The sequence below is a fragment of the Sphingopyxis sp. genome (assembly GCF_035998965.1).
Classification (GTDB): domain Bacteria; phylum Pseudomonadota; class Alphaproteobacteria; order Sphingomonadales; family Sphingomonadaceae; genus Sphingopyxis.
Window position 1 is genome coordinate 1 of sequence record NZ_DASYHE010000057.1, and the last position, 25,326, is coordinate 25,326.

The 25,326-nt window shown below is 61.7% G+C and carries 22 protein-coding genes; 18 read left to right on the forward strand and 4 right to left on the reverse strand.

Annotated features, from left to right (window positions below):
• Both VGN68_RS10290 and VGN68_RS10295 read right to left on the reverse strand, forming a co-directional pair.
• On the reverse strand, positions 1 to 947 hold a 947-nt coding region (locus VGN68_RS10290), incomplete at its 3' end, for an AMP-binding protein (RefSeq protein WP_327476394.1).
• A gap of 477 nt (positions 948 to 1,424) precedes the next feature.
• Entirely contained in the window at positions 1,425 to 2,438 is a 1,014-nt protein-coding gene (locus VGN68_RS10295; RefSeq protein WP_327476396.1) for a serine hydrolase domain-containing protein, read from the reverse strand.
• A 196-nt stretch (positions 2,439 to 2,634) separates the two neighbouring features.
• Between VGN68_RS10295 and VGN68_RS10300 the strand changes: the two genes are divergently transcribed.
• The 5 genes from VGN68_RS10300 to VGN68_RS10320 all read left to right on the forward strand — a co-directional run bounded on the left by VGN68_RS10300 (position 2,635) and on the right by VGN68_RS10320 (position 9,859).
• Positions 2,635 to 3,312, forward strand: a complete 678-nt coding sequence (locus VGN68_RS10300) for a GntR family transcriptional regulator (RefSeq protein ID WP_197411506.1) — start codon at positions 2,635 to 2,637, stop codon at positions 3,310 to 3,312.
• Complete coding sequence (locus tag VGN68_RS10305) at positions 3,309 to 4,613, forward strand: hypothetical protein (protein ID WP_037557615.1); 1,305 nt, start codon at positions 3,309 to 3,311, stop codon at positions 4,611 to 4,613. Before VGN68_RS10300 ends, VGN68_RS10305 begins: the two co-directional genes overlap by 4 nt.
• Before the next feature lie 242 nt (positions 4,614 to 4,855).
• Positions 4,856 to 6,958 carry a TonB-dependent receptor gene (locus VGN68_RS10310; RefSeq protein ID WP_161786579.1) on the forward strand — a complete coding sequence of 701 codons (2,103 nt, stop codon included), beginning with the start codon at positions 4,856 to 4,858 and terminating at the stop codon, positions 6,956 to 6,958.
• A gap of 55 nt (positions 6,959 to 7,013) precedes the next feature.
• Complete coding sequence (locus VGN68_RS10315) at positions 7,014 to 8,561, forward strand: carboxylesterase/lipase family protein (protein WP_037557617.1); 1,548 nt, start codon at positions 7,014 to 7,016, stop codon at positions 8,559 to 8,561.
• A 59-nt stretch (positions 8,562 to 8,620) separates the two neighbouring features.
• On the forward strand, positions 8,621 to 9,859 hold the full coding sequence (locus tag VGN68_RS10320) for a serine hydrolase domain-containing protein (protein WP_058539115.1): 1,239 nt from the start codon (positions 8,621 to 8,623) through the stop codon (positions 9,857 to 9,859).
• A 389-nt stretch (positions 9,860 to 10,248) separates the two neighbouring features.
• On the opposite strand, the gene VGN68_RS10325 is transcribed toward VGN68_RS10320, so the two are convergent.
• Both VGN68_RS10325 and VGN68_RS10330 read right to left on the reverse strand, forming a co-directional pair.
• Complete coding sequence (locus tag VGN68_RS10325) at positions 10,249 to 10,662, reverse strand: hotdog fold thioesterase (protein ID WP_037557619.1); 414 nt, start codon at positions 10,660 to 10,662, stop codon at positions 10,249 to 10,251.
• Complete coding sequence (locus tag VGN68_RS10330; RefSeq protein ID WP_293647197.1) at positions 10,659 to 11,450, reverse strand: alpha/beta fold hydrolase; 792 nt, start codon at positions 11,448 to 11,450, stop codon at positions 10,659 to 10,661. Before VGN68_RS10330 ends, VGN68_RS10325 begins: the two co-directional genes overlap by 4 nt.
• A 128-nt stretch (positions 11,451 to 11,578) precedes the next feature.
• On the opposite strand from VGN68_RS10330, the gene VGN68_RS10335 reads away from it, so the two are divergent.
• The 13 genes from VGN68_RS10335 to VGN68_RS10395 all read left to right on the forward strand — a co-directional run bounded on the left by VGN68_RS10335 (position 11,579) and on the right by VGN68_RS10395 (position 25,273).
• On the forward strand, positions 11,579 to 11,878 hold the full coding sequence (locus VGN68_RS10335; protein ID WP_037557621.1) for a MarR family winged helix-turn-helix transcriptional regulator: 300 nt from the start codon (positions 11,579 to 11,581) through the stop codon (positions 11,876 to 11,878).
• On the forward strand, positions 11,875 to 12,102 hold the full coding sequence (locus VGN68_RS10340; protein ID WP_037557622.1) for a hypothetical protein: 228 nt from the start codon (positions 11,875 to 11,877) through the stop codon (positions 12,100 to 12,102). Before VGN68_RS10335 ends, VGN68_RS10340 begins: the two co-directional genes overlap by 4 nt.
• Before the next feature lie 818 nt (positions 12,103 to 12,920).
• Positions 12,921 to 13,781 carry a hypothetical protein gene (locus VGN68_RS10345; protein ID WP_052182489.1) on the forward strand — a complete coding sequence of 287 codons (861 nt, stop codon included), beginning with the start codon at positions 12,921 to 12,923 and terminating at the stop codon, positions 13,779 to 13,781.
• A complete protein-coding gene (locus VGN68_RS10350; protein WP_037557623.1) occupies positions 13,778 to 14,635 on the forward strand; it encodes a VOC family protein in 858 nt (285 codons plus the stop codon). The genes VGN68_RS10345 and VGN68_RS10350 overlap by 4 nt, the downstream gene beginning before the upstream one ends.
• A 92-nt stretch (positions 14,636 to 14,727) precedes the next feature.
• The gene (locus VGN68_RS10355; protein WP_037557624.1) at positions 14,728 to 15,918 is read left to right on the forward strand and encodes an aromatic ring-hydroxylating oxygenase subunit alpha; all 1,191 of its coding nucleotides are present in this window, start codon (positions 14,728 to 14,730) and stop codon (positions 15,916 to 15,918) included.
• The gene (locus VGN68_RS10360) at positions 15,915 to 16,409 is read left to right on the forward strand and encodes an aromatic-ring-hydroxylating dioxygenase subunit beta (protein ID WP_037557625.1); all 495 of its coding nucleotides are present in this window, start codon (positions 15,915 to 15,917) and stop codon (positions 16,407 to 16,409) included. The genes VGN68_RS10355 and VGN68_RS10360 overlap by 4 nt, the downstream gene beginning before the upstream one ends.
• Before the next feature lie 57 nt (positions 16,410 to 16,466).
• Positions 16,467 to 18,671 (forward strand): TonB-dependent receptor, encoded by a 2,205-nt coding sequence (locus tag VGN68_RS10365; RefSeq protein ID WP_081933247.1) that lies wholly within the window; start codon positions 16,467 to 16,469, stop codon positions 18,669 to 18,671.
• A 50-nt stretch (positions 18,672 to 18,721) separates the two neighbouring features.
• On the forward strand, positions 18,722 to 20,179 hold the full coding sequence (locus tag VGN68_RS10370; RefSeq protein WP_037557626.1) for an aldehyde dehydrogenase family protein: 1,458 nt from the start codon (positions 18,722 to 18,724) through the stop codon (positions 20,177 to 20,179).
• A gap of 20 nt (positions 20,180 to 20,199) precedes the next feature.
• Entirely contained in the window at positions 20,200 to 21,576 is a 1,377-nt protein-coding gene (locus VGN68_RS10375) for a spinster family MFS transporter (protein WP_197411507.1), read from the forward strand.
• A gap of 6 nt (positions 21,577 to 21,582) precedes the next feature.
• Positions 21,583 to 23,031 carry an aromatic ring-hydroxylating oxygenase subunit alpha gene (locus tag VGN68_RS10380; protein ID WP_327476402.1) on the forward strand — a complete coding sequence of 483 codons (1,449 nt, stop codon included), beginning with the start codon at positions 21,583 to 21,585 and terminating at the stop codon, positions 23,029 to 23,031.
• 1 nt (position 23,032) lies between these two features.
• A complete protein-coding gene (locus VGN68_RS10385) occupies positions 23,033 to 23,581 on the forward strand; it encodes an aromatic-ring-hydroxylating dioxygenase subunit beta (RefSeq protein ID WP_052182490.1) in 549 nt (182 codons plus the stop codon).
• On the forward strand, positions 23,578 to 24,588 hold the full coding sequence (locus VGN68_RS10390; RefSeq protein ID WP_052182491.1) for a PdxA family dehydrogenase: 1,011 nt from the start codon (positions 23,578 to 23,580) through the stop codon (positions 24,586 to 24,588). Before VGN68_RS10385 ends, VGN68_RS10390 begins: the two co-directional genes overlap by 4 nt.
• On the forward strand, positions 24,572 to 25,273 hold the full coding sequence (locus VGN68_RS10395; RefSeq protein ID WP_037557627.1) for a class II aldolase/adducin family protein: 702 nt from the start codon (positions 24,572 to 24,574) through the stop codon (positions 25,271 to 25,273). Before VGN68_RS10390 ends, VGN68_RS10395 begins: the two co-directional genes overlap by 17 nt.
• Positions 25,274 to 25,326 lie beyond the last annotated feature (53 nt).

Sequence of the window (25,326 nt, forward strand, 5' to 3'; positions counted from 1 at the left end):
TCGGGGAAATAGCGATCGACGACCCACGGTCCGCGGACCTGGAGCGCACCCGCCTGCTCACCGTCCCAGGGGAGCGGCGTGCCATCGCCGTCGATAATGCGCAGTTCGATGCCAAATTGCATGCGACCCTGCTTCGTCAGCGGGAGGTCGTTCGCGAAATCCTCGCCTTCGGCCATCAGGAGCGGGGAGGGCGTCGAAATCACGCCGAGCGGATTGGTTTCGGTCATGCCCCAGAGCTGCAGCACAGTGACACCATATTTGGCTCGGAATGTCTCGGCCATCGCCCGGGGGACGGCCGAGCCCCCAATCACGAGGCGCTTGAGATTGCCGACCCCCGTCCCCGTAGTGTCGAGATGAGCGAGGTACAAGGTCCAGATCGTCGGCACACCACCCGAAAAGGTGACGCCCTCTTCGTTGATCAGGTCGGCAAGACTGGCACCGTCCATCCTGTCACAAGGAAGCACTAGCTTGCAGCCGTTGATCGCTGCCGTGAAGGGAAGTCCCCATGCCGTTGCATGATACATGGACGAGCAGGGCATGATGACATCAAAAGCGCTGAACCCGAAGGCACTGCTTAGACCGGCCGCCATCCCGTGAAGAACGATTGAGCGGTGGCTGTATAGGACGCCCTTGGGGTCGCCCGTCGTCCCCGAAGTGTAGCAAAGAAATGCGGCTGCCTTTTCATCGAAGCTCATCCAGGTGAGGGCTCCGTCCTCGCTTGCCAGCAACGCTTCGTAGTTCAACGTGTCGGCAACATCTGGCGCGATCGTTCCGCGCTCCGCGAGAAGGACATAGCGCTCGATACCCGGAAGGAGAGGACGCAGCCGTGCGACGAGCTCGGCTAGATTGGGCTCGAAGAAGAGAATGCGGCTCCCTGCATGAGCGATAGTGAAGGCGATCTGCTTGTCGCTGAGACGCGGGTTGGCGGTGTGCAATACGGCGCCCATGCCCGGCGCCGCATAGAAGAGTTCGAGGTGGCGGTGGGAGTGTTCCAGGCGAGCGAGGAGACGCCGTCGCCCGTCGCAATCCCGAGGACGCCAAGGGCCTGCGCAGCCTGACGCGCACGCTGATCGCAGCGGTGCCAGTCATACCGCCAAACCGGCTCCACGACAGCCTTCGAGACGATCTCCCTCTTGCCGTGCGCGCGCGCTGCATATTCCAATATTCCGCTGATCAGCAGCGGCGCGTCCTGCATCAATCCCCGCAACATGCTGCATCCTTCTTCGCCCCACTGCGCCGTCGCGCGCACGGTTCCGCCTCTCGGTTCCGATCGCCGCGCTGGCTGTCAATGACCGTCATCATGCTGGCCCATGGGCAAACTCCACGGGCCGCGATTGCATTCAGCCAGCAATTCTCAATGATCATATTGCAGCGGCACGGCTTAGGTTCGATCGCCCCCGAGATGTTCTCGCCCGCGTTTCAAATTATTCACTCGCTGGTTTCAGCAACAGCGACAGGAACCGCCAATCGGACCAATCACCTTTTTTCCCCGCCGCTAAGGCGGCAATGTCGAGTTTCGCCTGCCTCACGATCGTAAGCCGAAGCGACGGAATGATATAGAGGCGTTGATCGCCCGCGCCGGCGGCGACGACCATATCCGCCGGTAGTTCGGCGGCATGACTGGTGATATCGGTGGGCCGAGTAACAATATCGACAGCCGGCGTGCTACGGGGTAGCCACCAAGTGAGACCGTAGGCAGGATTGACCTGGCTACCCTGGAACATCTCGCCGAATGTCGCTTCGTCGACAAGTGGCCTGCCTTCGAGCTTTCCGCCCCCGCGGACGAACTCGCCGATCTTCGCCCACTCGGATGCGGCCAGCACTAGGCCCTGCGGCATGAGCGGTGCGCCATCGGGGCCGCTGCGCCAATCGCCGACCGTTACGCCTAGCGGCATTAGAATGCGACGCTCGATATAATGGCGAGGGTTGCCGTCCTCGCCTTTGGCGACGAGCTTTCGGCGCATGATTTCGCCGACGACTTGCATCGGAGCAGGGCCATACTGGAATTTCCCGCCCGGTGCCGCCGCGAGCGGTGCCTTGACCGAGTCCAAATACCCTTGGGGTCTCCCGACGGTTGAGGCCTGACCACCTGTCATCGACAGCAGTTGGCGAAGCGTGATCTGTTCCTTTTCGGCGTCGCCCTTCCACTCAGCGAGCGTCTCTGATGCCCGCTCGTCGAGCGTCAAAAGCCCGTCCTGTACGGCCGCCGCCGCCATCAGCCCGACAAGACTCTTGGTGCCCGACCAGAGTTCCTGCGGTGTCGCAATATCTGCAGAACGGCATCGAACCTCGCCATCCTCAAGGATCAGCAGCGCCACGCCAGAGTTTGCCTCGGAATAGGCGATCGCCGCGGCACAGCCGGGAAGAGGAGCGGGTTCGCCTGCCGTGGCCGGCTGTGCCGCAACGGCTGCTGCGAAAAAGAGGATGGTGCGCTTCAAGTTCCGACTCCCATTTTCTGGTGCTTGTCATTCTCGATATTATCGATAATAATTTCATTCGCAATCATCGATTGCTCGCGTGCACTGTCCGATTAGGATGGTGCCGGTAGCAGGGAAAGCCGAACGGAGAGAAATGGGCGCGACGAAGACCGAAGACGACAGTGCACCGACTCAAGACCGCGTCATTGCGCGTCTCTTGACTGACGACATCGTCGAATGGCGCATCCAGCCGGGATCGTGGCTGCGCGAGCGCGAAATCGCCGCGCGCTTCGGGGTGAGCCATGCGCCCGTGCGCGAAGCATTCCGTCATCTTGCGCGGATCGGTCTCGTGAAGGTGGTCCCGTGGCGCGGAACCTATGTGATCGATATCGACGAGCATGCCGCGAACGAGGTCTATGAGCTGTGGAAATCCCTGTTCGGTGTAGTTTGCCGCCTGGCTGCGGTCGAGATGACGGATCGCGACGGGCGCGAACTGATGCACCGTCTGGTCGAATATAAGGATGTCACCCAGCGCACCGAAAATACGTTCGAGCATATCAAAGTCTCGAACCGCATCGGCCGCTTCATCGCCAAGCGGAGCAATGCGCCGCTCGCGCTGGAGCTCCTCGACCGGGTCGCGCTGCTCGCGCGCTGGCAGCACAATGTCTATACCGACAGCTATATCGAGACGCATGGCAATGACGCCGCGAAGCGATCGGCCATCCTCTACGACGCGCTTTGCCGCCATATCGTCACGCGCGATGGCGATGCCGCCGATGCGGTGGCGCGCGATCTGATCGGCGTTACTCAGAATAGTTTCGGGCGCGCACTCGAGGAATATAAGGCCCGGCACGCAAAGACTAAGCCCAGCCGCCGCCGCGCAAAAGTGACATGAGCCGCCTCCCGACCGACCGCCGCACGTTGCTTAAGGCGGGCCTCGCGGCGCCGATCGCATTGCAGGTTAACTCCGCTGCCGCTGTATCTCGGGATTTGACCATGTTCGGCTCCGAACGCCTCTTCACCGACGTCCAAAGCTATACCGAGGCCGGCAACAAGCAGTCGGGCGGCGAGGGCGATCGTTGGACCGCCGACTGGACAGCGAAGCGGCTGTCCAGTGCCGGATTCGAAGTCGAACGCCAGACGTTTGACGTGCCTTGGTTCGAGGCCTCGCGCTGCGACCTCAGGCTCGGCGACATCACGATACCGCTCGTCGCACAACCGCTCGCCATCGAAACCGGCGAGGCTGGACTCGCTGCGCCGCTGCGCCTCGCAGAAATTCCTGAACGCCTCGACGGCGCGATCGCCGTAGTGCGCCTGCCTTTCCGCCGCTGGTCGAGCCTCGTAGATCGTGCAGCGCGCGAGCCGCTCGCCGATGCGCTTGCGCGCGGTGCGAGCGGGGTCATTCTCATTACGACCGGGCCGACGGGCGAGGCCTTGCTCCTCAATGTCCCGGCCGGTCATCCCGTATCGGAAAAGCCACTTGCCTTGCTCGCGCCGCGACTCGCCGCCCCGGTGATTGAAGCCGCGCGCCACGGTGCCGCGGCGAAATTAGCGCTGCGCGGGCGCGGTGGGGCTCGGGCAGCTCAGAATATAATCGGGCGACTCGTTCGCTCCGGCCGCCCTTGGCTCGTCGTCTCGACGCCGCGTTCAGGCTGGACCGATTGCGCCGGCGAGCGGGGGCCGGGCATCGCGATGTGGCTCGCGCTCGCCGACTGGATGCCCCGAGCGTTTCCCCAGCACAGCCTGCTCTTTCTGTGCAACAGCGGGCATGAATATGAGAATCTCGGTGCGAGCCATATCGCCGACAAGTTTGGTCCAGCCCCCAGCGAGACGGCTTTCTGGTTGCATCTCGGCGCCAATGCCGCAGCACGTGACTATCAGGAAATGCCGGGGCGCTTGCTGCCGCTGCCGAGTGCCGATCCCTATCGTTTTCTCATGACATCGCCCGAATTCGTTGCGCGTGCGCGCGAGATATTCAAAGGCCAGCCAGGGTTGGAAATGGCCTATCCTTCGGCGGAAGGCACAGCGGGCGAACTCTCGGAAGTGATAAAGGCCGGCTACACACGTCATGCTGGCATCTTTGGCGCACACCGTCATCACCACGCTGTGACCGACGATTTATCTACCGTCACACCTGACCCGCTTGCCGCTACGGCGCGGGGCGTCCGCGACCTGCTGAGCGCCGTCGTCTCCTAAACCCGTGACCCACGTGCAATGACATTGCGCTTTCCGGCTTGACTCGCTCGCGTTTTCTGCACAAAATTATCGATAATAATTGCGATAACAAAATGGGGAGAGTGACCATGGGACGCAGGGCGAACCTTCTTTTCTGCACGGCCGCAATTTGGGTAGCCGTCGCTCCGCCTGCTTTCGCGCAAGACAGACCGCCCGAAGCTCTTCCGGACGCGGCGGAAGCGAACGATGACGGCGCGATCGTCGTGACGGCGCGGCGCCGCGAGGAGCGGCTCGCCGACGTTCCTACAGCCGCTTCTGTCATCGATATCACCTCACTCACCGATCGCGGCGGCGCAAGCGGCAGCGGCGAATTGCTAGCAGACCAGCCGAGCGTCAGGTTCAACAATCTCAGCTCATCGATCACTTCCGAGATTTCGATCCGCGCCTCGTCGACCGCGCGCGCGACCAATGGCGATCCCAGCGTCGGCCTGTATCGCAACGGTGCCTATATCGCCGGTGGTCCCGTGGGCGGGCGAAACTTCACCCGCCTCGATCTCCTCGATATCGGCCGGGTCGAGGTGCTGCGGGGGACACAGGGCGCACTCTATGGCCGCAACGCGGTCGGCGGCGCGATCAATATCATTTCGGCCGAGCCCGAATTCGATCTCTCAGGCTGGGCGAGTGCGCGCTACGGCTTCGAGAATAACAGCTTCCAGACGCAAGGCGCGATCAATGTTCCGCTTGCCGAAGGTCTTGCGATCCGTCTCAGCGGCGATCTCGTCGAGCAGGACAAGGGCTTCTTCTACAATCCGGACAACGACGTCTATTTCGACCAACAGAAGGGTCATGGTCTGCGCGGCCAGATCCGTCTCAAACGCGGACCCGTCGACGCGATCATCATGGCCGAGACCCAGCGGCTGACGACCCCGGCGGTTCATTATCAGATTTCCATCCCCGCCGGCACGCCAGGCTTCCCGGGGGGATATACCCAGGATCGCTTCCGCTATCCCTGGAACACGGCGCCCCGTGCCAGCCAGGATGTCGATGGACTGCAGGCGATTATCCGCGTGGACTTGGGCGGCGCCGACCTCACCTCGACAACATCCTTTCGCAAGCGCCACTCGGAATATGACCTTGACAATGACGCGGTGAGCCCGGCCGAACTTGCGCGCGCGCGCGCTGCAGGTCAGATCGGGGCGCTAACCCCGCTCGACCCGAGCGGCGCCTCCTATGTCGTCGACACCACCGACAATTTCTCGCAGGACATCCATGTGACGGGCGCGAGCGACCGTCTGACCTGGCTCGTGGGCGCCGAGATGCTGCTGCTCGACAGCGATTTCTCCGTGACGACGACGCGCACGCCGACGCTTGCCAATCCTTCTCCGGGCAACATCGCCCCCGCCCGGCTCCATTTCGAAAGCTATGCGGCTTATGGTTCGCTCGGTTTCGATATCACCGACAGCCTCAACTTGACCGGCGAGCTCCGCTATACACGCGACAGCCGGAGCATCAGCGCGCGGCTCTATGATCTCGCGACAGGCCTGCCAACAGGCGGGTCATCGCGGATTATCGACGACAACATCAGCGCCGACAATCTCTCCTACAATGCGACGCTTTCGTACAAACTTACTCCAAATATTCTCGCCTATGGCAAGGTCGGCAGCAGCTACCGCGCCGGCGGTTTCAACACGCGCCTGTCCGATCCCCGCGCTCCGAGCCCGGTACAGGTACTGTTCGGCAACGAAAGCAGCACCTCCTATGAGGTCGGCATCAAGGGCAGCCCGGTGCGGCGCGGCTATTTCGCAATCGCGGGATATTATACCGAGCTCAAGGATCTGATCGCGCAGGTCGACGATGGATGCGCGCTGACCAACGCGGCCTGCCCGGTCGCCGCGGTCGCCTATCTCACTAATGCCGGTAATGCGAAGAGCTGGGGTATCGAGGCAGAATATAGCCACGGATTCGACCTTGGAGAAGGCGACGGCCGCCTCGCGCTCAGCGGCTCGCGGCAGGGCGGCAAGGTCAAGACGGGCCGATACGACGGTCTCGATCTCGCGCAGGTTCCCGACTGGCTCGCCTCGGCGAACCTCAATCTTCGCTATCCGGTCACCGGCGACGTTGCCTTGACGAGCAATGTGCTTGTCAGCGGACAATGGGGTGGCAAGCAGGAGCTGACCGCAACGTCGGTCGACCTCGACAATTATGTCCTCGTCAATCTTCGCATCGGCGTCGACTTCGGAAAGGTCAATGTGAGCGCCTTCGCGAACAACCTCTTCGACAAGCTCTACTATGTTGCCCAGGCGCCGACGATCAACCGTTACAGCCAACCCCGGGTGATAGGCGTCGAGGGCCGCATTTCTTTCTAGGGGATATGCTTGCCCGCGGCCTGCGGCCGCCAGCCGAGACGAAAGGGACGGCGAAATGCGGCAATGGGTCATGGCAGCATGTGCTGGAGCCGCGACGCTGCTCGCTTCAGCATCCGCCGCGGCGGCGGTTGCCCCTCCGCAAGCGACGCTGGCGCAGGGGCGACTAACGGGCGCTGCAGAGGCAGGAGTCGAGCGTTTTTTCGATATTCCCTTCGCTGCGCCTCCCGTAGGCGCGCTCCGCTGGCGCGCGCCGCAGGCTCCGCCGCGCTGGGCGGGTATTCGCAATGCCGCGAAGTTCGGACCCGCTTGCCCGCAGATGGTGCGGCCTGCGCTCGTCGCCGGTGGAGTAGCGGATGATCAATCCGAAGACTGCCTACAGCTCAATATCTGGCGCCCGGCCGGCGCGCGGAAACTTCCCGTCATGGTCTGGATCCATGGCGGTGCGCATGTCATCGGGTCGGGTACGTTCCCGGCTTTCGACGGTACAGCCTTCGCAAGGCAAGGGGTCATTCTTGTCACGATCAACTACCGGCTCGGCGCACTCGGCTATTTTGCCCACCCGGCTCTGAGCGCAGCCAAGCCGCGTCGCGAGGCGCTCGCCAATTATGGCCTCATGGACCAGATGGCCGCCCTTCGCTGGGTCCAGAAAAATATCGCAGCCTTTGGTGGCGATCCGGGGAAGGTCACTTTGTTCGGCGAGTCCGCGGGGGCAATCGGCGTGACGACGATCCTCGCCCACTCCGAAGCCAAGGGCCTGTTCGCGCGCGCCATCGTACAGTCGGGCGTCGGCCTACTCGACCCGCGCCCGCTTATCGAGCAGGAAGCGCTAGGCACGGCATTGGCGGCTCGCGCCGGCGCGCCGCCTTCGGCGACGATCGACGCGCTCCGGGCGCTTTCGGCCGACGCGCTCGTCGCGGCCGGCGATGTCCGGACGCCGGGCGCGATGGTCGGCCCCATTCTCGACGGCGAGCTGGTGCGCGAAGCGCCATGGCGCGTTTTTGCGCGCAGTGAGCCGATCGACGTGCCGCTCCTCGTCGGCGCTAACAGCAACGAAGCCAGCGTAATCCTCGCCATGGGCGTGCCGCCGGCGGCCGCGCTCACCTATCTCGGGCCCGACCAGGCGGCGGGCCGCGCCGCCTATGGCACCGGGCTCGCCGATGACGAACTGGCCCGCCAAATTCTGGGCGACGCCTGGTTCGTCGCACCGTCGCGATGGCTCGCGGCGCGGACGTCCGCCGGCGCGCCGTCCTACCTCTATCATTTCGACTATGTTGCAGCAGCGCGCCGCGATCGGGCGAAGGGCGCCGGGCATGGCTCCGAAATTCCCTATATTTTCGGGACGCTGGGCTATTTCGCTTCGCTCGCCGGCCCCGTCGACGACGAGGATCGCCGCTTCGGCGAAGGCGTGTCCGCCTGCTGGGTCGCTTTCGCGAAGAATGGCGTACCCGACTGCGCGCTGGTGCCTGACTGGCCCCGGTACCAGCCGACTGACGACCGTCTCGCACATCTCGCGCCCCGGTCAGCCGTCGTCGCCGGTTTTCGCAAGGCGCAACTCGACCACCTGCTGAAAATCCATTTCGCGGCAGGCCAACCCAGGCCTTAGCCCGCTCGGCCAAACAGGCCCACCGTTTCGAAACGTGCAACGAAGCTGGGAGAGATAAAATGTCTGGACGACGGAAATCGATATGGCTTGCCGCCGGCGCCGCATTGGTCGGCGTAGCGGTTTTTGCGGCGCAAAGTGGCTTCGGGAGCAGCGACGGCGGCGAAACGCGTCCGATGGTCCAACTGCCACCCGCGCCGTCCGCCGCCAAGGCGACGGCATCCGCTGCGTCGGCGCTCGCGACCGCAAGCCTCACAACGACCGTCGGCGGTTACACCTATGACTGGACAGCGCTGAAGGCCGCGATCGTCGCTGACACCGAAGTCGCTAGTGGCTATTTCATTGTCGGGAACGCGTCCGATCCCACTTATCTTTTCGAATTCGACAAGGGCAGTTTTGGCATCGACCGGGTGACACCGCTCGCCTCGGCTTCCAAATGGTTTGCTGGCGCGCTCGGCATGCGCATGGTGCAGGCGGGCATTGCCACGCTCGACGATCCGATGCGGCCACCACTCGCCTTCTGGACGACGAGCGGAACGAAGAAGGATGTCAAACTCAAGCATACGCTGTCGATGACATCGGGCTTTAATGCGAGCCCGCTCGTCGGCGGCTGCCAGCTTCTCCCGACTTTTGGTCTCTATAACTGCGCCAAGAGCATCCACGACCTGCGCTACGACATCCTGCGCCCGGGCAATGCGCCTGGTGCTCAATATAGCTACGGTCCTCACGGCATTCAGGTCGCAGGGGCGTATTTGGAGGCCAAGGATACAAGCATAGAACCAGGAACGTCGCCAGCACGCGAGCGGAACTTCCACGAACTGTTTGCGCAGCACGTCACCATCCCGCTCGGGATGTCAAGCACCACGTGGTACGATCCCCACCCCCCCGCGACCGTCCCAACCAATCCGTGGGTGGCCGGCGGCGCCTTCTCCACGCCGCGCGACTATGCGAAACTGCTGCGCGCGTTCCTCGGCGGCAGCTTCATCACCAACATGACGGCCTTCACGCAGCCGCGCACGATCGGACTGCCGCGTGTTTTCGTTCCGGCGAGCACAGTGAACTGGGAATATGCGCTCGGCTCCTTCGTCGAATGCGACACGCCCTCGGCGTGCGCGACGTCGAAGATCAACTCTTCGCCCGGCGCCTATGGCTGGACCGGCTGGATCGATCGCGAGACCGGCTATTATGCCCTGATCGCGACCGAAATATCGAGCGGAGGCGACCGCAAGGGCGTCGAGCTCGAGCAGGTCATGCAGGATCTGATCGAGGATGCGATTGCGAACCGCACTCCGGCGCCCTGACCCGATCGGCAAAACTTCGCCTATGGTGCCTGGGCCAGGCCGCGCCGTGAGGTAGCGGTCTGGCTCAACGGAGGGGGCTGGACACCGCGTGGTTGTGCTGACAGCCGGCTTTCGAAGGGCATGAAGGACCGCTTTCTCGATCATGGAGCGGTTCAATACGAACGCGAGTAGAGCAAGTAGAACCGAAGGCGGACCATCTCGCCCTGCGCATCTTGCTCGAGCGTTCGGCGCGACGCATGACAGCGCCAAACGCGGTGCCGCAACTATGCCCTAAGACTTAGTTCCGCTCGATAACTCGCCGCAGCCGATCAGCGATGATCAAAAGGTCGCCGAGGCAGGACCGCACCAGCACGATGGCTGCGAGAAGTGCCACGACTCTTGCGCGATGGTCAGGCGACGTAAGCACCTCTACCACTCGCTATCAAGGTTCCGTCTGCAGACACAATCCGCGTCCCGGCTATGCTTATCTGCCGACCCAGTTTGACCGGCCTGCCGATCGCCCGCATCAGCCCTGGCAAGGCCGGTCGGTGAAAATCGACGTGCAAGTTTGCCGTAGCCCGCGCAGACCCTCCCATGGCAATGACCGTGTAAAGGCCGGTAAGATCGATCAGCGCCGATAAAATGCCACCATGCGCTGCGCCGACCGTCGGATTTGAGATTATTTCGTCTCGCCAGGGCATTGAGATCACCAACTCGTCGGTGCCGACCTCGGCGATCCTGAGCCCGAGCCAGCGGTGGAAAGGCGCAAGCAACAGCAGCTCCCCCAGTTCCTCAAGCCCAGGGGCGACCCGTGGGGCGTTCATGACTTCATCTCCATTTCATGGGTGCTGAGCAAAAACTCCACAATTGACTTGCCAAACGCGTCATTCTCGTCGCCCACCACCATATGGGTCGCATTCGCGATGTCGCTATATGCCATATGCGGGACCAATCTTCGGAAATGCTTGACGGCTTCCAGCGAAACTAGGTCGCTCGACCCACCGCGGATCAGATGCACAGGCAAGGCTAAACTGGCAGCGGCGGCGCTCAGTTCGCTGCGGCCATTGTCGCTTGAGACACCGCCTTGCCGCGTAACTCCTTCGATGAAGGTCGGGTCCCAATGCCAATAGAAGCGCCCATCGTCCTTGCGGCGCAGATAGTGGGCGAGCCCAGGCGAGGCCTTCCGGCTAGGCCGATGGGGCAGATAGTCGGAAATGACCTCAGCGGCCTCCTCCACCGACGCAAACCCTTCGCGCGCATGGGCCGCCATGAAACCGACCACGCGGGCAACGCCGCTCGGTTCCATCTGCGGCGTGACGTCGACCAAGGTAAGCGATCCAAAACTCCCCGGTGCGCGGTTTCCCTCCGCAATGATCCCAGCCAGCCCCCCAAGCGATGCGCCGATCATCGCCGGCTTTCTTCGCATCGCCGCAGCGATCTCAACGAGATCGGCCGCGAAATCGGAAATGTCATAAGCCCCATCACTGGCCCAAGCGCTCTCGCCGTGCCCGCGCATATCGACGGCGATCGTCCGAAAACCGTGGCTCGCGAGTTGACGGGTCACCGACTTCCACGCCCGGCGGGTCTGGCCGCCGCCGTGCGCCAAAATCACCGGAAAGCCCAGTTCCGGTCCATCGATCGACGCCGCGATTGCATGGCCCGCTTTTCCCGCAAGCGTGATCGTCCGATCATACATTCAGGCATCATACTGTATCATATCTTACAGTAAAGCATGTTCATATGCCGATAGTGGCTTTACAGTTTCAGCCGATGGTCGACTTTCGCAGCACCAGCGATGCTTCTCTCGGGAAAAGTCTTCTGACGGACTCAGACGAGTTTGTCTTTGTCATCGAAGAAGTGCCACGCAAACTTCGCCGCTTGTTCGACGCCTCAATGGCGCGCTTCGGATTGACCCGAACCCAGTGGCGCGCGCTCGTCTATATTTATCGGACCCCGGGCATTACCCAGACCGATCTCGCCAAATGCTCGAACTGGAGCGTGCCAGCGTTGGCCATGTTGTCGACCAGCTGGAAAGAATGACGCTCGCGGAACGGCGCGCTGCCAAGGGCGACCGGCGCGTCTGGGAGCTTCATCTCTTACCCCGAGCGATCGAAATCCTGCCCCAGCTGCGCGCCGAAGCCGACATGATCTACGCGCGGCTGCTCCATATGATTTCACCGACTGAAATACGCGCGGTCCGCGCATTGCTGACGAAAATGTCAGGCAATCTCGAAAGCGGATCGGAAGACATGCCTCCTCGATAGAAGCATTGAAAGATTTGAAATGGCCGACGCCATTCATCGTCAGCAAGCCGATTTCCCCAATTGGCGCCGCTCGCGTTTGCGGCGGCGCACCGCCGCCGTTCTGCCCCCTCTGCACCAAATCGCCAGCACTGACGACTAACGAATTGCGAATATGGCGGCAGGGAGCCCTACCTAACCTCTTGTCGTGTCAGCAAAATCGTCCGACCGAGCCGGCGATCTTTCGGCGGTGAGGGCTCTTCCTCGAGGCAGACCGCTCTTGGCTTCGCATGCCAACGCCAATTGACCGACGAGCCATTTTGTGCAACGTGTTGTCTACTAGGAAACGAATCTCTGCTTGGAGACCGACATGGCTCAACCCGAGCGCTTCATGCGAGGACAGAGTGCCGGTGGCTGCGCTTGTGGCGACGGGCCGGTCTTTGAAGTGAGGCTGGGCGCCGACGGTCAGCCTCTGGCATTCGCCGACGCCTATCCCAACGCGCTTCCAATCCTGAAGAGGCTCGCACGCGGTCGGGTACCGAACAAGCTAGTGCTTCCCCTTTCGGCGGATCGCCCGACACGACACGTCTGATATCGGGGCAGCGGGGACTACCAGATCGCTCTCGACGGGCTCGCCGAAGCCGGCCGCTCTTTGCCTCGGGCCCTGCGCGTTGAAGGATCGAACGTTCGCGACGAGCGGGCGATAACAACCCTATGCTGCCAGGTGCCGCTCAGCACATCGCCCCGGTCATGACGACACCCCTCTCGGGACTCGCGATAAGGCTTGCCCCGAATCAAAACAAACAGTACAGACTGACTGATCATTGGATTTGAGGTGGCAAATGCTGGAGCAGCTACGGTTCGTACGGATCCCGGTTCAGTCGCTTAGCGAAGCCACGCGGCTCGCCGTTGATACCGTCGGCCTGCAGCACAGCGAACGGTTGCCGGAAGCCGAACGGTTCCGTTCTGACTCTCGGTCCTATTGCCTGGAGTTCGACGGTTCCGGGAGCAGCCTCCGGCCCAGCGTGGCGGTGTCGCTGAGAACCGTCGAGCAGCTGCAGGAAGTCTCCGGGAAACTCAGGGAGCGAAATTGGGATGTCGAGGCGATCCCTCACGATCTGTGTCGAAGCCGCCGCTATCACGCGGGGCTCGCCTGTCGCGACCTAAGCGGCAATCTCATCGAGCTGGTCGTTCGGGCCGAGGAGAGCGGCGAGCGATATTTTCCATCGCGCGATGCGGGAATTGTCGGCCTGTCACACGTGATCCTCGGCAGCCGGGACCCGGCGTCTGACGCCGCTGTGTGGGTGGACATCCTCGGAGCGCGGATCACCGATCGGGTGGGCGACGCAATCTACCTCGGCTGGGACGATCAGCATCACAGGATCATGATTGTGCCGAGCAAGCGCGAGAGCTTCCTCGTCGTGGGGTTTGAGGTCGAGAGCATCGACGCCGTGATGCAGTCGAAATATTTTCTCCTTGACCGGCAGGTCGGCATTGTCCGCGGCCCAGGCAAGGAACCCGCGAGCGGTGAAGTGTTTCTGACCTTCAGCGGGCCCTCGCCCGACAGCTATTTCACCTATTCGACCCGATCGGATCCGTCGCCCGTCGGACGCCGGCCACGGCAGTTTGCCGATTCTCCCGCCTCGCTATGCAGTTGGGGTTCGACCTCCAACCTCGAAGAATTGGGAGGAACGTTGCCATGACCATCAACATCATTGACATCGCTTATACTCGTCTCAAGACACCGGATGTCGCGGCCGCTACCGATTTCGCCACGCGAATACTTGGCCTGGAGCCTGTCGATCGCGCGGTTGATCGCCTGTCGTTTCGCTCCGATAGTCGCATGAGCACGATGAGCTACGAGATCGGCGACCCATCCGAAACGATTGTCGGCTTCGAATTGGCGAATGGGGAGGATCTCCTCAATGCGGCGAAAACGCTCGAAGCATTAGGGTATGAGGTGTGCTACGGTTCGCATGAGGAACGCGAGCAGCGGCACGTTTCCGAATTCATAGCCTTTCGTGACCCCAGCGGGGGACGCATCGAATTCGCGGTTTCGCCGCAGATCGGTGGCAATGGCGCGCAGCTGTCTCGCGACGCGGGAATTACGGGTTTCAGTCACGTCGGTCTGTTCAGCCGGGATCCCGGTCGCGATGAGCATTTCTGGACCCAAATATGCAATGCACGCGTCAGTGACCGGGTAGGCGAGCTCCCGCTGCTCCGTCTGAGCCAGATTCACCACAGCATCGCGCTCGTCCCCGCAGACCGGTGCGGTATCCAGCACATCAACCACCAGGTTCAGTCGATCGACGATGTGCAGCGCAGCTACGCGCTGCTTAGCCAGCATAAGGTTCCCATCGTCTTCGGACCCGGCCGGCATCCGACTTCGGGCGCGCGGTTCGTATATTTCGAGGGTCCCGACGGGATGGTCTTTGAATATTCCGTCGGCGTGCGCGAGGTCGACGAAGAGACCTACAGGGAACGCCAGTTCGGCTTTGAACCGAAGAGCTTCTGCATGTGGGGCGCAACCCCGAAAATCAAGGAGTTGTCCACATAGACTTGGGCCCCGGTGGGCAGCGGGCATGGGATGAATGTGACCGCATCGCGAGGTGACGCGGGCGGCGAAATAGCAAAGAGAAAGGATGGGAGATGACGGTTCCGGAGGCTTATCTTCAAGACATTGTCTGGCCGGCAAATTTTAACGAAATCCCCAAGGAGATTTTCGTCCGGCAAGACCTCTACCAAGCCGAGATCGACCGGATTTTCCGTGGAGCCGAGTGGCATCCCGTTGCGCACGAAAGCGAAGTGCCGCACCCGGGGGACTTCAAAACCTGCAATCTTGCGGACGTCCCCCTGCTCATCATCCGCGGCGACGACGGACGGGTCAGGGCATTCTTCAACGCCTGCTCACATCGCAGCACCCAGATCGAGGTAAAGCCTTCGGGCAATCGAGCCGAATTCGAATGCCCCTATCATCGGTGGCTGTTCAACAAAGAGGGCGAGTTGGTCGGCTGCCCCAATCAGCGCGAATTCATCCCCGGTTTCGACAAGAAAGACTATCCGCTGACCCAGCCGCGGCAGGAATCGGTCGGCGGCCTCCTGTTCGTGACGCTGTCGCCGGACACCGAAAGCCTCGACGACTTCCTGCAGGAAGCGAAAGGGTCGTTGCTGGACATCATGGCCGGTGACGGACGCCTCAAGCTGATTGGCTATCATCGGGTCCGGTATCTGACCAACTGGAAAGCCTATAGCGACAACGACGGCTATCATCCGCCGCTCCTGCACCAGGCGTTCACGATGCTCAACTGGCAGGGCGGCGCAGGCCGCCAGTATGCGACTACCGGACGTGGCCATTATTGCATCGAAACCGAGTTGACCGTTCCCCAGCCCACGAGCGTAATCCGCGATGCTTCGGTCATCGAGTTTCGCGACGAGGGGCGGCCGAAAAACGCCAGCGTGCTCGCTCTCTTTCCGATGCTCGTCGCCTCAAATTACCTGAACGTCATCAGCATCCGTTTCGCTACGCCTGTCGCAATCGACGAGGTGGAAGTCACCTACGCCTATTTCGCGCATCAGGACGACGATGACGCGATGGTCTTGCACCGAATAAGGCAAAGCTCCAACGCGATCGGCCCGTCCGGCCTGATCAGTATGGAAGACGCCTCGGTTTTCCACCGGGTCCAGATCGGCAATCGCACCCCCGGCAAGGCCATCTTCCAAAAAGGCGTCACCGATCCATCCCGGCTCGGGTTCGAATTCCGTCAGAACGACGAGAGCGGCAATCTTCCGCACTGGGAATATTATCGCGCCGCCATGGGCTTCCGGAGGAGGGAGGCATGACGCGCTTGACGCTCGACGAGCTCGCGCGGCTCGATGAACTCCAGTCGGCATATATGTCGGCACTGGACGGGAAGAAAATGCGGTCGTGGCTCGACACGTTCGAAGATGATCCGAGCGCGAGTTACATCTGCATCGCGCGCAACGATGTCGAGAGCGGCCTGCGCGTGGCGATGATGCTCGACGACTGCCGCGACAGGTTAATCGATCGCTGCACCTTCATCGAAGACATATGGGCGGGTACATTCCAGGACTATCGTACCCGGCATTTCGTTCAGCGCGTGCACGCCAGCCGCCGCGCGGATGGTCTCGTCGACATGGTCTCGAACTTCTCCGTGATCTTTACCCCCGACGATACCGGGCTGCCGCAGCAGCTGGCCGCCGGGACCTACGAGGACATTATTCGAATGGAAGACGATCAATGTCGCTTTCTGTCGCGGAACGCGGTGACCGACAACGCGGTCGTGCCGCGGTATCTGGTGTTTCCTTTGTGAGCGGTGACAGAATAACCTTATAAATCAATTACTAAATAATCGGGAGGGAGACCGAAAATGAAAGGCCTTTTTGCATCCAAAGCGCTGCTGATGATGACGGCAGCCGTGACCGCCGCGCCATCCATGGCGCAAACGGCGCCCGTTGGCGGTTTGTCCGCGCCCAGCCCGTCGGCCCCAGCCGAGGATCAGGATCAAACCTCGACGCAGAGCGGCCTCGTAGATATCGTCGTGACCGCGACGCGCCGGGAACAGAAGTTGCAGGATGTGCCGGTCGCGGTGACCGCCGTGACTTCGGAATCGCTTGGCCGTTCGGGTGCGGCCGACATCCGGAATCTCACTCAGGTCGTGCCCGGCTTCTTCGGTGGCCGCGCTGCGGGCGTGTTCCTGCCCGTTATCCGCGGGGTGGGGTCGAGCAGTATTTCGGTCGGGGACGAGTCAAACGTAGCAACCTATGTCGATGGAATCTACCAGGGAGACCCATTTTCCACCTGGACCGATCTCGTCAAGGTCGACCGCGTCGAGGTCCTGCGCGGGCCGCAGGGGACAATATTCGGTCGGAACGCGACGGGCGGGTTGATCAATGTCATTACGCCTGATCCCAGTTTCGACTTCAGCGGCATGGTTTCGGCGCGCGCGGCCGCCCTCGAGACGGGCGACGGAGACTATAATGTGCGCGGCTATCTGACTGGTGGCCTGTCCGATACGATTGCAGCCGATATCGCCGGAATTTACCGCAAAACGGACAGTTTTGTCGACGATCTCGTGCGCGGTGGGAAAGCTGGCGGCTATCAGGTTGTCGATGTCCGCAGCAAGCTGATGTACCGCGGCGAGAACGGAAACAAGATCGTCCTCACGGGAGAATATTTCGATCGCAAGGGCTCGGAGAATGTCTACCAGCCCTATGAGAATAACACGGCAGGTCGAGCCTTTCCCGGCGCGATCCTCCCGTTGAAACCCTGGCAGCTGTCCGCCGATCTGCGCCCCTCGCTCGCCACCCGGCGATACAGTGTCGCCTTGCAGACACGCTTCGATCTAGGCGGGGTCAATCTGGAGACGACCGGGGCATATGCCTCCAACCGAACCTCTCAGGCGACGGATTCGGATTCGTCGAATATCTTGCTCGCGACTTTTGTGGCCCCCAAAATCGCATCGGAATATTATAGTCAGGAAGTGCGCCTGCTCTCGTCCGGCTCCGGGCCGCTTCAATGGATCGCTGGTTTATATGCCTTCCACCTCTCCGGCGACGCCAACTTCATTCTGAGCAGTCGCGCTGATCCGAGCCAGCCACTGCTCGTGCGCACATTCGACCCCGTCCTGAAGACGACCTCCTATGCCGGATTCGCCGAGGCGACGCTTGAGGTCGTCCCGCGCCTGTTCGTGACGGGCGGCATTCGCTACACCCATGAGAAAAGAAGTTTCGATCAGATCGTAAACGGCGTCGCCCTTTTTCCGCAGACAGCGGAAAAATCCTTTAACAGGGTCACGTATAAAGGCACGGTCCGGTTCGAAATCGGACCGGACACGAATATCTACGCGACCTACAGCACCGGCTTCAAAAGCGGTGTGTTCAACATGACTGGCGTGTCGCCTCTCGCGGTCGATCCCGAGACGCTCAAAGCCCTCGAAGGCGGTATCAAGTCTGACATCACGCCCTGGCTGCGCGCCAATCTCGCCTTGTATCGTTATGATTATAAGGATTTGCAGGTCACTGCCCGCGATCCGTTGGGTCCCGGTTATGTCCTGCAGAACGCCGCGAACGCCACTCTTTACGGCGGCGAACTCGAAACCACTTTGGCGCCAACCGATCATTTCCGGGTCAACGCGGCGGTCGCCTACGCCCATGCGGAATATGACGATTTTCCGCTCGCGCAAGTTTTCATTCCCCGGCCAACGGGAGGCAATATCGTGTCGCAAGCGGATGTGTCGGGCAACCGCCTACCGCGGGCACCTCGCTGGACCTTTAACATCGCTCCAAGTCTCGACGTACCGCTCGCATCGGGAATGTTGAACATCAACGGCACCCTGTTCCGCAGTTCGGTCGTCTATTTCGACTTCCTGAATTCCGTGAAGCAGGATCCCTATACGGCGATCAACAGCGAAATTTCGTGGCGAACGGATGACGAAAAGTTTCGGTTCTCGATCTGGGCGACGAATTTGACCAATGAGAAGATCATCCAGGAAGTTCGGCCCGGCGCGCTTGGCACCGATCTCAGGTACGAGCTGCCCCGGCGTATCGGCGCCGGCGTCGAAGTGAAATTCTGATGCGATCGCCGGTCATAGGCTGGCTCGCCCCTCAAGGATTGAGAGCATAGATGGCAATTCCAGATCAGTACGACCTTTACTATGATGGCGGGTGGCATGCACCGACGGCGGGCGGGTACAGTCCCTCGCACAATCCGGCCAACGGCTCGCTCATCGCACATGTCGCGCAGGCAGAAAGCGAGGATGTCGACCGGGCAGTCCTCGCTGCCGCCGTCGGATCCAGGGTCTGGCGCGATGTGCCACCCCTCGAACGTGCCCGGCTGCTGCGCGAAGTAGCGGCAGTCATTCGCCAGAATGCAAAGGAATTGGCGCAACTCGATGCTCTCGATTGCGGCAACCCGGTCCGTGAACTGGCGGCCGACTCCCATGTGGCAGCCGCGCTCATCGACTATTTCTCCGGGCTGGTGACGGAGATGAAAGGTGCTTCGGTCCCCGTCGGACCAGATGCGGTCAACTTCTCCGTCAGGCAGCCATTTGGCGTCGTCGCCCGCATTCTGGCCTTCAATCATCCGTTTCTGTTCTGCGCCGGCAAGGTTGCCGCTCCCCTTGCAGCCGGCAATGCGGTAATCGTCAAGCCATCCGAACAGGCTCCCCTGTCAGCACTCCGCTTCGCCGAGCTGATCGACGGCTTGTTGCCGTCGGGTACGTTCAGCGTCCTTACGGGAGGAGCCGAAACGGGGGCGGCGTTAGCGGCCCACCCCAAGGTGGCGATGATCAGCTTGGTGGGGAGCGCGGCTGCAGGTCGCGCTCTGATGCGCGAGGCCAGTCCAACGCTCAAGCCAGTCTTGCTCGAACTTGGCGGCAAGAATGCCCTGATAGCCTATGGCGATGCCGATCCCGCCGAAGTAGCAAAAGCCTTGATCCAGGGCATGAATTTTGCGTGGTGCGGCCAATCATGCGGGTCGACGAGCCGGGCGTTCATACATGAGGACATCTACGACGCGGTTCTGGCTCGTATCGAGGAGGAAGCCCAGCGGTTTCAGCCGGGCGATCCGTCCAACGAGGCGACTTCGATGGGCGCGATCATCAGCGCGAAACAGCATGAGCGCATAGTCGGATTCATCGATAGCGCCCAGGCGGAAGGCGCTCGACTGATATGCGGCGGGGGGCCACCGGCCGACCAAGCTCTTGCGCGCGGCCTGTACATCGAGCCGACAGTGTTTGCCGACGTTACCCCTGACATGCGCTTGGCCCGCGAAGAGGTTTTCGGGCCGGTGCTCGGAATCCTGCGATGGTCCGACGAGCCGACGATGATCGAGGTCGTCAACGAACTGGAGTATGGATTGACCTGCTCAATCTGGACACGAGATCTCGAACGCGCGCACCGCACCGCCATGGCCGTCGACGTAGGCTATGTCTGGATCAACGAGACCTCACGCCACATTCTTGGAGCCCCCTTCGGCGGAATGAAACAGTCGGGCATCGGCCGTGAGGAATGCCTCGGCGAACTGCTGGCGTTCACCCAGGAGAAAAATATCTTCATCTCGTTGGGATCGGGCAACCGGTGACGGGCGGGGGCGCGCCTCCTGTGCTGCAACCGGCGCTCGGCACAGCACGCACGCCGCCTGGCGAGGGCGAAGCCGCGCTGGCTGTGGCGGGGGCGGCTTTCCGCCGCCGCATCGCCATGTTTTTCCTGACCTTTGCTCTCACACTCAACTTTGTTGACCGGCAGATCGTCAACATTCTAGCCGAACCGATCCGGGAAGAGTTGCAGCTGGCGGACTGGCAAATCGGGCTGATGTCGGGCCTTGCCTTTGCCTTGCTTTATAGCGTCGCCGGAATCCCGCTCGCGCGCTGGGCGGATCGCGGCAACCGGCCAAAGATCATGGCATTTTCCGTTCTCGTCTGGAGCGGGTTCACCATCGCCTGCAGCCTCGCGCGAAGCTTTCCCCAACTTTTGGTGGGGCGTGTCGGAGTGGGGATTGGCGAGGCCGGCCTGACACCTGCCGCAAATTCGCTCATCGTCGATTATTACCCACCCGAGCGGCGCGCGTCGGCGCTTTCGCTCTACTATCTTGGCGTGCCGTTGGGAACGTTGGCGGGGATGGCATTGGGAGGGCTGGTTGCCGATGCCTATGGCTGGCGCACCGCCTTTCTGGTGGCCGGCATACCAGGTGTCGTCCTTGCCCCCTTTTTGCTGCTGGTTTTGCGCGAACCGCGCAAGGCGCACGCCGCTCTGTTGCGAACGGCGCCGCCGGGCGCTCTCGCGGCGGTAAAGACGCTTTGGGCGGTTCGCACCTACCGGCTCATCGTGATCGCGACTGCGCTGCAAGCCGCGGTAGGATATGGCTTCGGACCTTTCATCGCATCTTTTTTTATCCGCAATCATGGCCCGGAGATCGTCGCCATGGCCACCCAGGCCGGGATGGGGGTTTCGGGGTTCCTGGGCCTGACGCTCGGTCTTTCCACAGGTCTCGCAGGCGCCGCCGGCGTGTGGCTCGGTGGGTTGCTGGCCGATCGGTTCGGCCGGAGCGACGTCCGAGCCTATGTAACCATCCCTGCGTTTGCGTCGCTGGCGGCCCTTCCCTGTTATGCCGTCATCTTCAGCATCGACAGTGGCGCGCTGGCGCTTGCGGGCCTTGCGCTTCCCAACATGCTAGGGGCCATGTGGATGGGCCCGGTCCACAGTACCCAGCAAAGCGTCTCACCGCCGGAGATCCGTGGCGGCGCGACCGCCCTCTTCCTTCTGGTCTTGAACCTGGTCGGCGTGGGTTTGGGACCGCTGTTCGTCGGGACGGCCAGCGACGCGATCTCGTGGCAGTTCGATCAAGATTCCGGCAGGAGTTTGCGTGCCGCCCTCATCCTTACAAGCCTGGTCGCACCATTCTCCGCATTTCTTTTCTGGCGCGCGCGGTCGTCGATCGGGCGCGACATGACCAGGTGGAAGGCCGTCAATCCAGTGTGACACAAATTGTTCATCATCATTGTCTGGAGAATGAAATTGTCAGCGGAAAATCATCTAGCAATGGGCGCCGGCGGCACCTTGCCGGCCGGCAAGGGCGATCGCGCGCCGTCAGGACCGCACCGCATGCCGGACCGCCTCGACATACGCGGCCGCGACTATGACGCGGCAGGCCTGCGATCGCTTGTGGCACCGGGCTGGATTCATTCGGCGGTGTATACCGACGCGAAGATTTTCGATCTTGAACTCGAGCGGATTTTCCACACCGGTTGGCTGTTCATCGGCCATGAGAGCGAGATTGCAAAAACGGGCGAGTTCAAGCGTCGGCAGATGGGCCGTCAACCGGTCATTTTTGTTCGCGGCCAGGATGGCGAGATCCGCGTTTTCCTGAACCGCTGCCGACACAGGGGCGCAATCGTCTGCGAGGTGGACGAAGGCAGGGACAGCTTTTTCCGCTGCTGGTATCACGGCTGGACCTATTCCAATGCTGGCGAACTGGTCAGCGTTTCCGGGCCCGACGGCTATGGGCCGAGTTTCGACGCGAGCGAAAACGGTCTCACGCCGGTGCCGCGGGTCGAAAATTATCGCGGCTTCATATTCGCGGCTTTGAGCGAAAAGGTCCTTCCGCTCGAGGACTATCTCGGCAACGCAGCCAAGGTGATCGACATCCTGGTCGACGCGGCACCGGGCGGAGAGTTGAGCGTGCGAGCCGGATTCAACCGGACGATCTATAAAGGAAATTGGAAGCAGGTCGGGATGGATGGATATCATCCGTTGTTCGTCCATGCCTCGGTGCTGGCGACATGGGAACGACACACCGATTCGGGTCACAGCCTCGGTGCCACGCACAGTGCGAACCCCTTCGACTTCGACGGAATCTCGGAAACGCGCGACTTCGGTCATGGCCACACGATGCTCGATTTCCGTAAGCATCGGCTCAAGCACTCGGGAAAATATCGCGCGCTTCTGGAAAACACGCCGGGAGGGGCAGACTATATCGACGCGCTCTATGCAGAGCATGATGTTGCCTGGGCGGACATGCTGCTTGCCATGGCGGGCGATCCTCACGTCGGCGTTTTTCCAAACCTGCAACTGATCAACAACCAGATCCGGATCGTTAATCCCCTGTCTGTCGACGAGACCGAGGTCGTGATGTTCCCTGTGCTGTTCTCCAACGTCAGCACCGAAATCAATGCGCTGCGACTTCGCCAGCATGAATCCTTTTATGGACCCGCAGGATCCGGATCGACAGACGACGCCGAGATTTTCGAGCGGGTGCAACTCGGCCTGGAGGCTAATCTCGATCCGTGGATCAATATATCGCGCGGGATGGAGCGCGAGTGGGTTGATGAAGATGGGACGATCGTCGGCCATGTTTCCGACGAGGTTCCGCAGCGCGCTCAGATCCGGCAATGGCTGGCGATGATGGCCGAAGAATCGCCCGATGGGAGGCGTTAGGATGAACATGGTAGCAGCAGATCTTTGCGATTTCACCGTCTTCTCGGAATTGAAGGAGAGCCGGGCAATCCTGCCCGGGAGCGACATTTTCGGCAAAATCGAAGCATTTTTGTATTTTGAGGCCGAATTGATGGACAGCCACGCCTATGACGATTGGCTCGCGCTCTGGGAGCCGGGCGGCCTCTACTGGGTTCCCTCCAATCAGGCCGACCTCGACCCCGATCGGTCCGTCTCGATCATCTACGAGCATTATGACCAGATCTCGGATCGAATATTCCGCCTGAAGGATAAGCGGATGCATTCGCAAAGTCCGAAGTCGCGTCTGATCCGCATCGTCTCGAACATTACGGTCGCCGCATCCGGCGGATCCGATGTCCTTGTCAGTTCAAACTTCATCCTGGGCGAGGCGCGCTCCGGTCAGCATCAATCCTTGTTCGCGCGCGCGACCCACCTCCTGAAACAGGGGGCCGATGGCTTCAAAATCTTGGGCAAGAAGGTCTATCTGATCAACAATGATGCGCCCATGCGCAATGTGACCTTCCTGCTATGAGAGGTGCAGGCGAAGGAGCGGGCAAGCCGCGCCGTGAGCAGCCACTCATCGCTACCGTCATTGGCGATCCGGCGGGTATCGGTCCAGAGGTCTGTGTCAAGGCACTCGCCGCCGGCAACCACGCGGCGCGGCACCTATTGATCGGAAGCATCGACGCTGTCCGGTTCGCGGCCGCGGCGAGCGGGATTAGCCCTCCCATCTACCAGGTGGAAACGCCGGATGAGGTGTCCGGTGCGGTTGGCGAAATCGCCGTTCTCGACCACGGCTCGCTGGCGAGGGGGGCATGGGATATCGGACAGTCGGGCGCCGCTTCGGGCCGGGCGGTGATAGAATGGATCCGCTTGGCCGAGCAATTGGCTCGCAATGGAGAGATCGATGGCTGGATCATGGCCCCGGTCGACTCGCAATCACTCAAGGCGTCTGGCGAAATATCGTCGATCGACGATCTTCAGCCGACTGGAACCTATCTATTGCGAGTCAGCCCCTCGTTGCGGATCGTCCCAATCACCGAGCATATCAGCATCGCCGAGGTCCCGGGCACTGTCTCTGCCGCGGCGGTGTCGTCGCTGATCGGTCTCGTTGACGAGACTTTCAGGCGTTGGGGCGTCAATGCCCCCAGGATCGGCGTCGCCGGCCTGAATCCGCACGCGATGGGAACTGAAGAAGTGCGCGAGATCGCGCCGGCGGTCGAACGGGAGCGCGCGGCGGGGCGCCGCGTCGAGGGGCCGGTGTCGCCCGATTCGATATTTCGTCTTGCCATGGAGGGGCGATACGACGTCGTTGTCTCAATGTATCATGACCAGGGCCAGATTGCGCTCAAGACGGCTGCCTTCGAAGGCGCGTGCACCATCTATATCGGCCTCGATTATGTTCATCTGACCGTACCGCACGGATCTGCCATGGAAATTGCGGGACAGGGCATCGCCCAGCACGCCAGCATGGCCTCCGCGATGAAGATGGCCGAATCACTCTGCTTCGGGAGAGGGTTTTATGCCGGCGACGATTGACCCCGGACTTCAGATGCAGGTGCGCATGGCGGCGCGCGGCCTGGCGCACGCCGGGCTCGTGCACGCGTTCGGCCATTGCAGTGCGCGCATCGATGCGCGGCACTTTCTTGTCTGTGCCGCAATGCCCATGGGGCTTATCAAGGACGAACCCGGTACTATTGTCTCGGTCGATGGCGCCCTTCCCCAAAAAGTGCTTGGCGAAGTGCGCGCGCACCAGGCGATTTATGCCGCGCGGTCCGATGTCGGCGGCATTTGTCGCATCATGCCCGCCGCCACCATGTCGTTGTCGACGCTCGGGATCACACCGGCGGCGCGGCACGGCCTAGGCGCCTATTTCGCTCCCCGGCCGCCGCTTTGGGACGATCCCAGGCTCCTGCGCGACGACGCTTCAGCGAGAAATCTTGCAATTGCCCTTGGCGAGGCTCGTGCGATCGTCATGCGAGGAAACGGAGCGATTACGGTCGGGCAAGATCTGAAGGAAGCTGCGACTTTTGCCTTCTTCCTCGAAGACGCCGCGCGGGTAGAGCGCGACGTGCGCTCGATGGGGTTCGGCCCTCAACACGGGCTTCTCGATGAAGACGAGATACGCGCGCGCCAGACCCTGGCCGGCGGCGTCGTTGAGCGGATGTGGAGTTGGCTGACGGCGATGGACGTGACCGAAGGTCGAGGAGCAAGCGGCGGATGACGTCAGGCGCGGTGCTCGCATATGCCCCGTTGCCTCGCCCGAATACCAGCAAG

What these genes read in the sequence shown, in the direction of transcription:
- VGN68_RS10305 (WP_037557615.1), top strand. Translation starts at nt 3,309, where the DNA reads ATGAGCCGCCTCCCGACCGACCGCCGCACGTTGCTTAAGGCGGGCCTC.
- VGN68_RS10315 (WP_037557617.1), top strand. Translation starts at nt 7,014, where the DNA reads ATGCGGCAATGGGTCATGGCAGCATGTGCTGGAGCCGCGACGCTGCTC.
- VGN68_RS10320 (WP_058539115.1), top strand. Translation starts at nt 8,621, where the DNA reads ATGTCTGGACGACGGAAATCGATATGGCTTGCCGCCGGCGCCGCATTG.
- VGN68_RS10325 (WP_037557619.1), bottom strand. Translation starts at nt 10,662, where the DNA reads ATGAACGCCCCACGGGTCGCCCCTGGGCTTGAGGAACTGGGGGAGCTG.
- VGN68_RS10335 (WP_037557621.1), top strand. Translation starts at nt 11,579, where the DNA reads ATGCCGATAGTGGCTTTACAGTTTCAGCCGATGGTCGACTTTCGCAGC.
- VGN68_RS10340 (WP_037557622.1), top strand. Translation starts at nt 11,875, where the DNA reads ATGACGCTCGCGGAACGGCGCGCTGCCAAGGGCGACCGGCGCGTCTGG.
- VGN68_RS10345 (WP_052182489.1), top strand. Translation starts at nt 12,921, where the DNA reads ATGCTGGAGCAGCTACGGTTCGTACGGATCCCGGTTCAGTCGCTTAGC.
- VGN68_RS10350 (WP_037557623.1), top strand. Translation starts at nt 13,778, where the DNA reads ATGACCATCAACATCATTGACATCGCTTATACTCGTCTCAAGACACCG.
- VGN68_RS10355 (WP_037557624.1), top strand. Translation starts at nt 14,728, where the DNA reads ATGACGGTTCCGGAGGCTTATCTTCAAGACATTGTCTGGCCGGCAAAT.
- VGN68_RS10360 (WP_037557625.1), top strand. Translation starts at nt 15,915, where the DNA reads ATGACGCGCTTGACGCTCGACGAGCTCGCGCGGCTCGATGAACTCCAG.
- VGN68_RS10365 (WP_081933247.1), top strand. Translation starts at nt 16,467, where the DNA reads ATGAAAGGCCTTTTTGCATCCAAAGCGCTGCTGATGATGACGGCAGCC.
- VGN68_RS10370 (WP_037557626.1), top strand. Translation starts at nt 18,722, where the DNA reads ATGGCAATTCCAGATCAGTACGACCTTTACTATGATGGCGGGTGGCAT.
- VGN68_RS10385 (WP_052182490.1), top strand. Translation starts at nt 23,033, where the DNA reads ATGAACATGGTAGCAGCAGATCTTTGCGATTTCACCGTCTTCTCGGAA.
- VGN68_RS10390 (WP_052182491.1), top strand. Translation starts at nt 23,578, where the DNA reads ATGAGAGGTGCAGGCGAAGGAGCGGGCAAGCCGCGCCGTGAGCAGCCA.
- VGN68_RS10395 (WP_037557627.1), top strand. Translation starts at nt 24,572, where the DNA reads ATGCCGGCGACGATTGACCCCGGACTTCAGATGCAGGTGCGCATGGCG.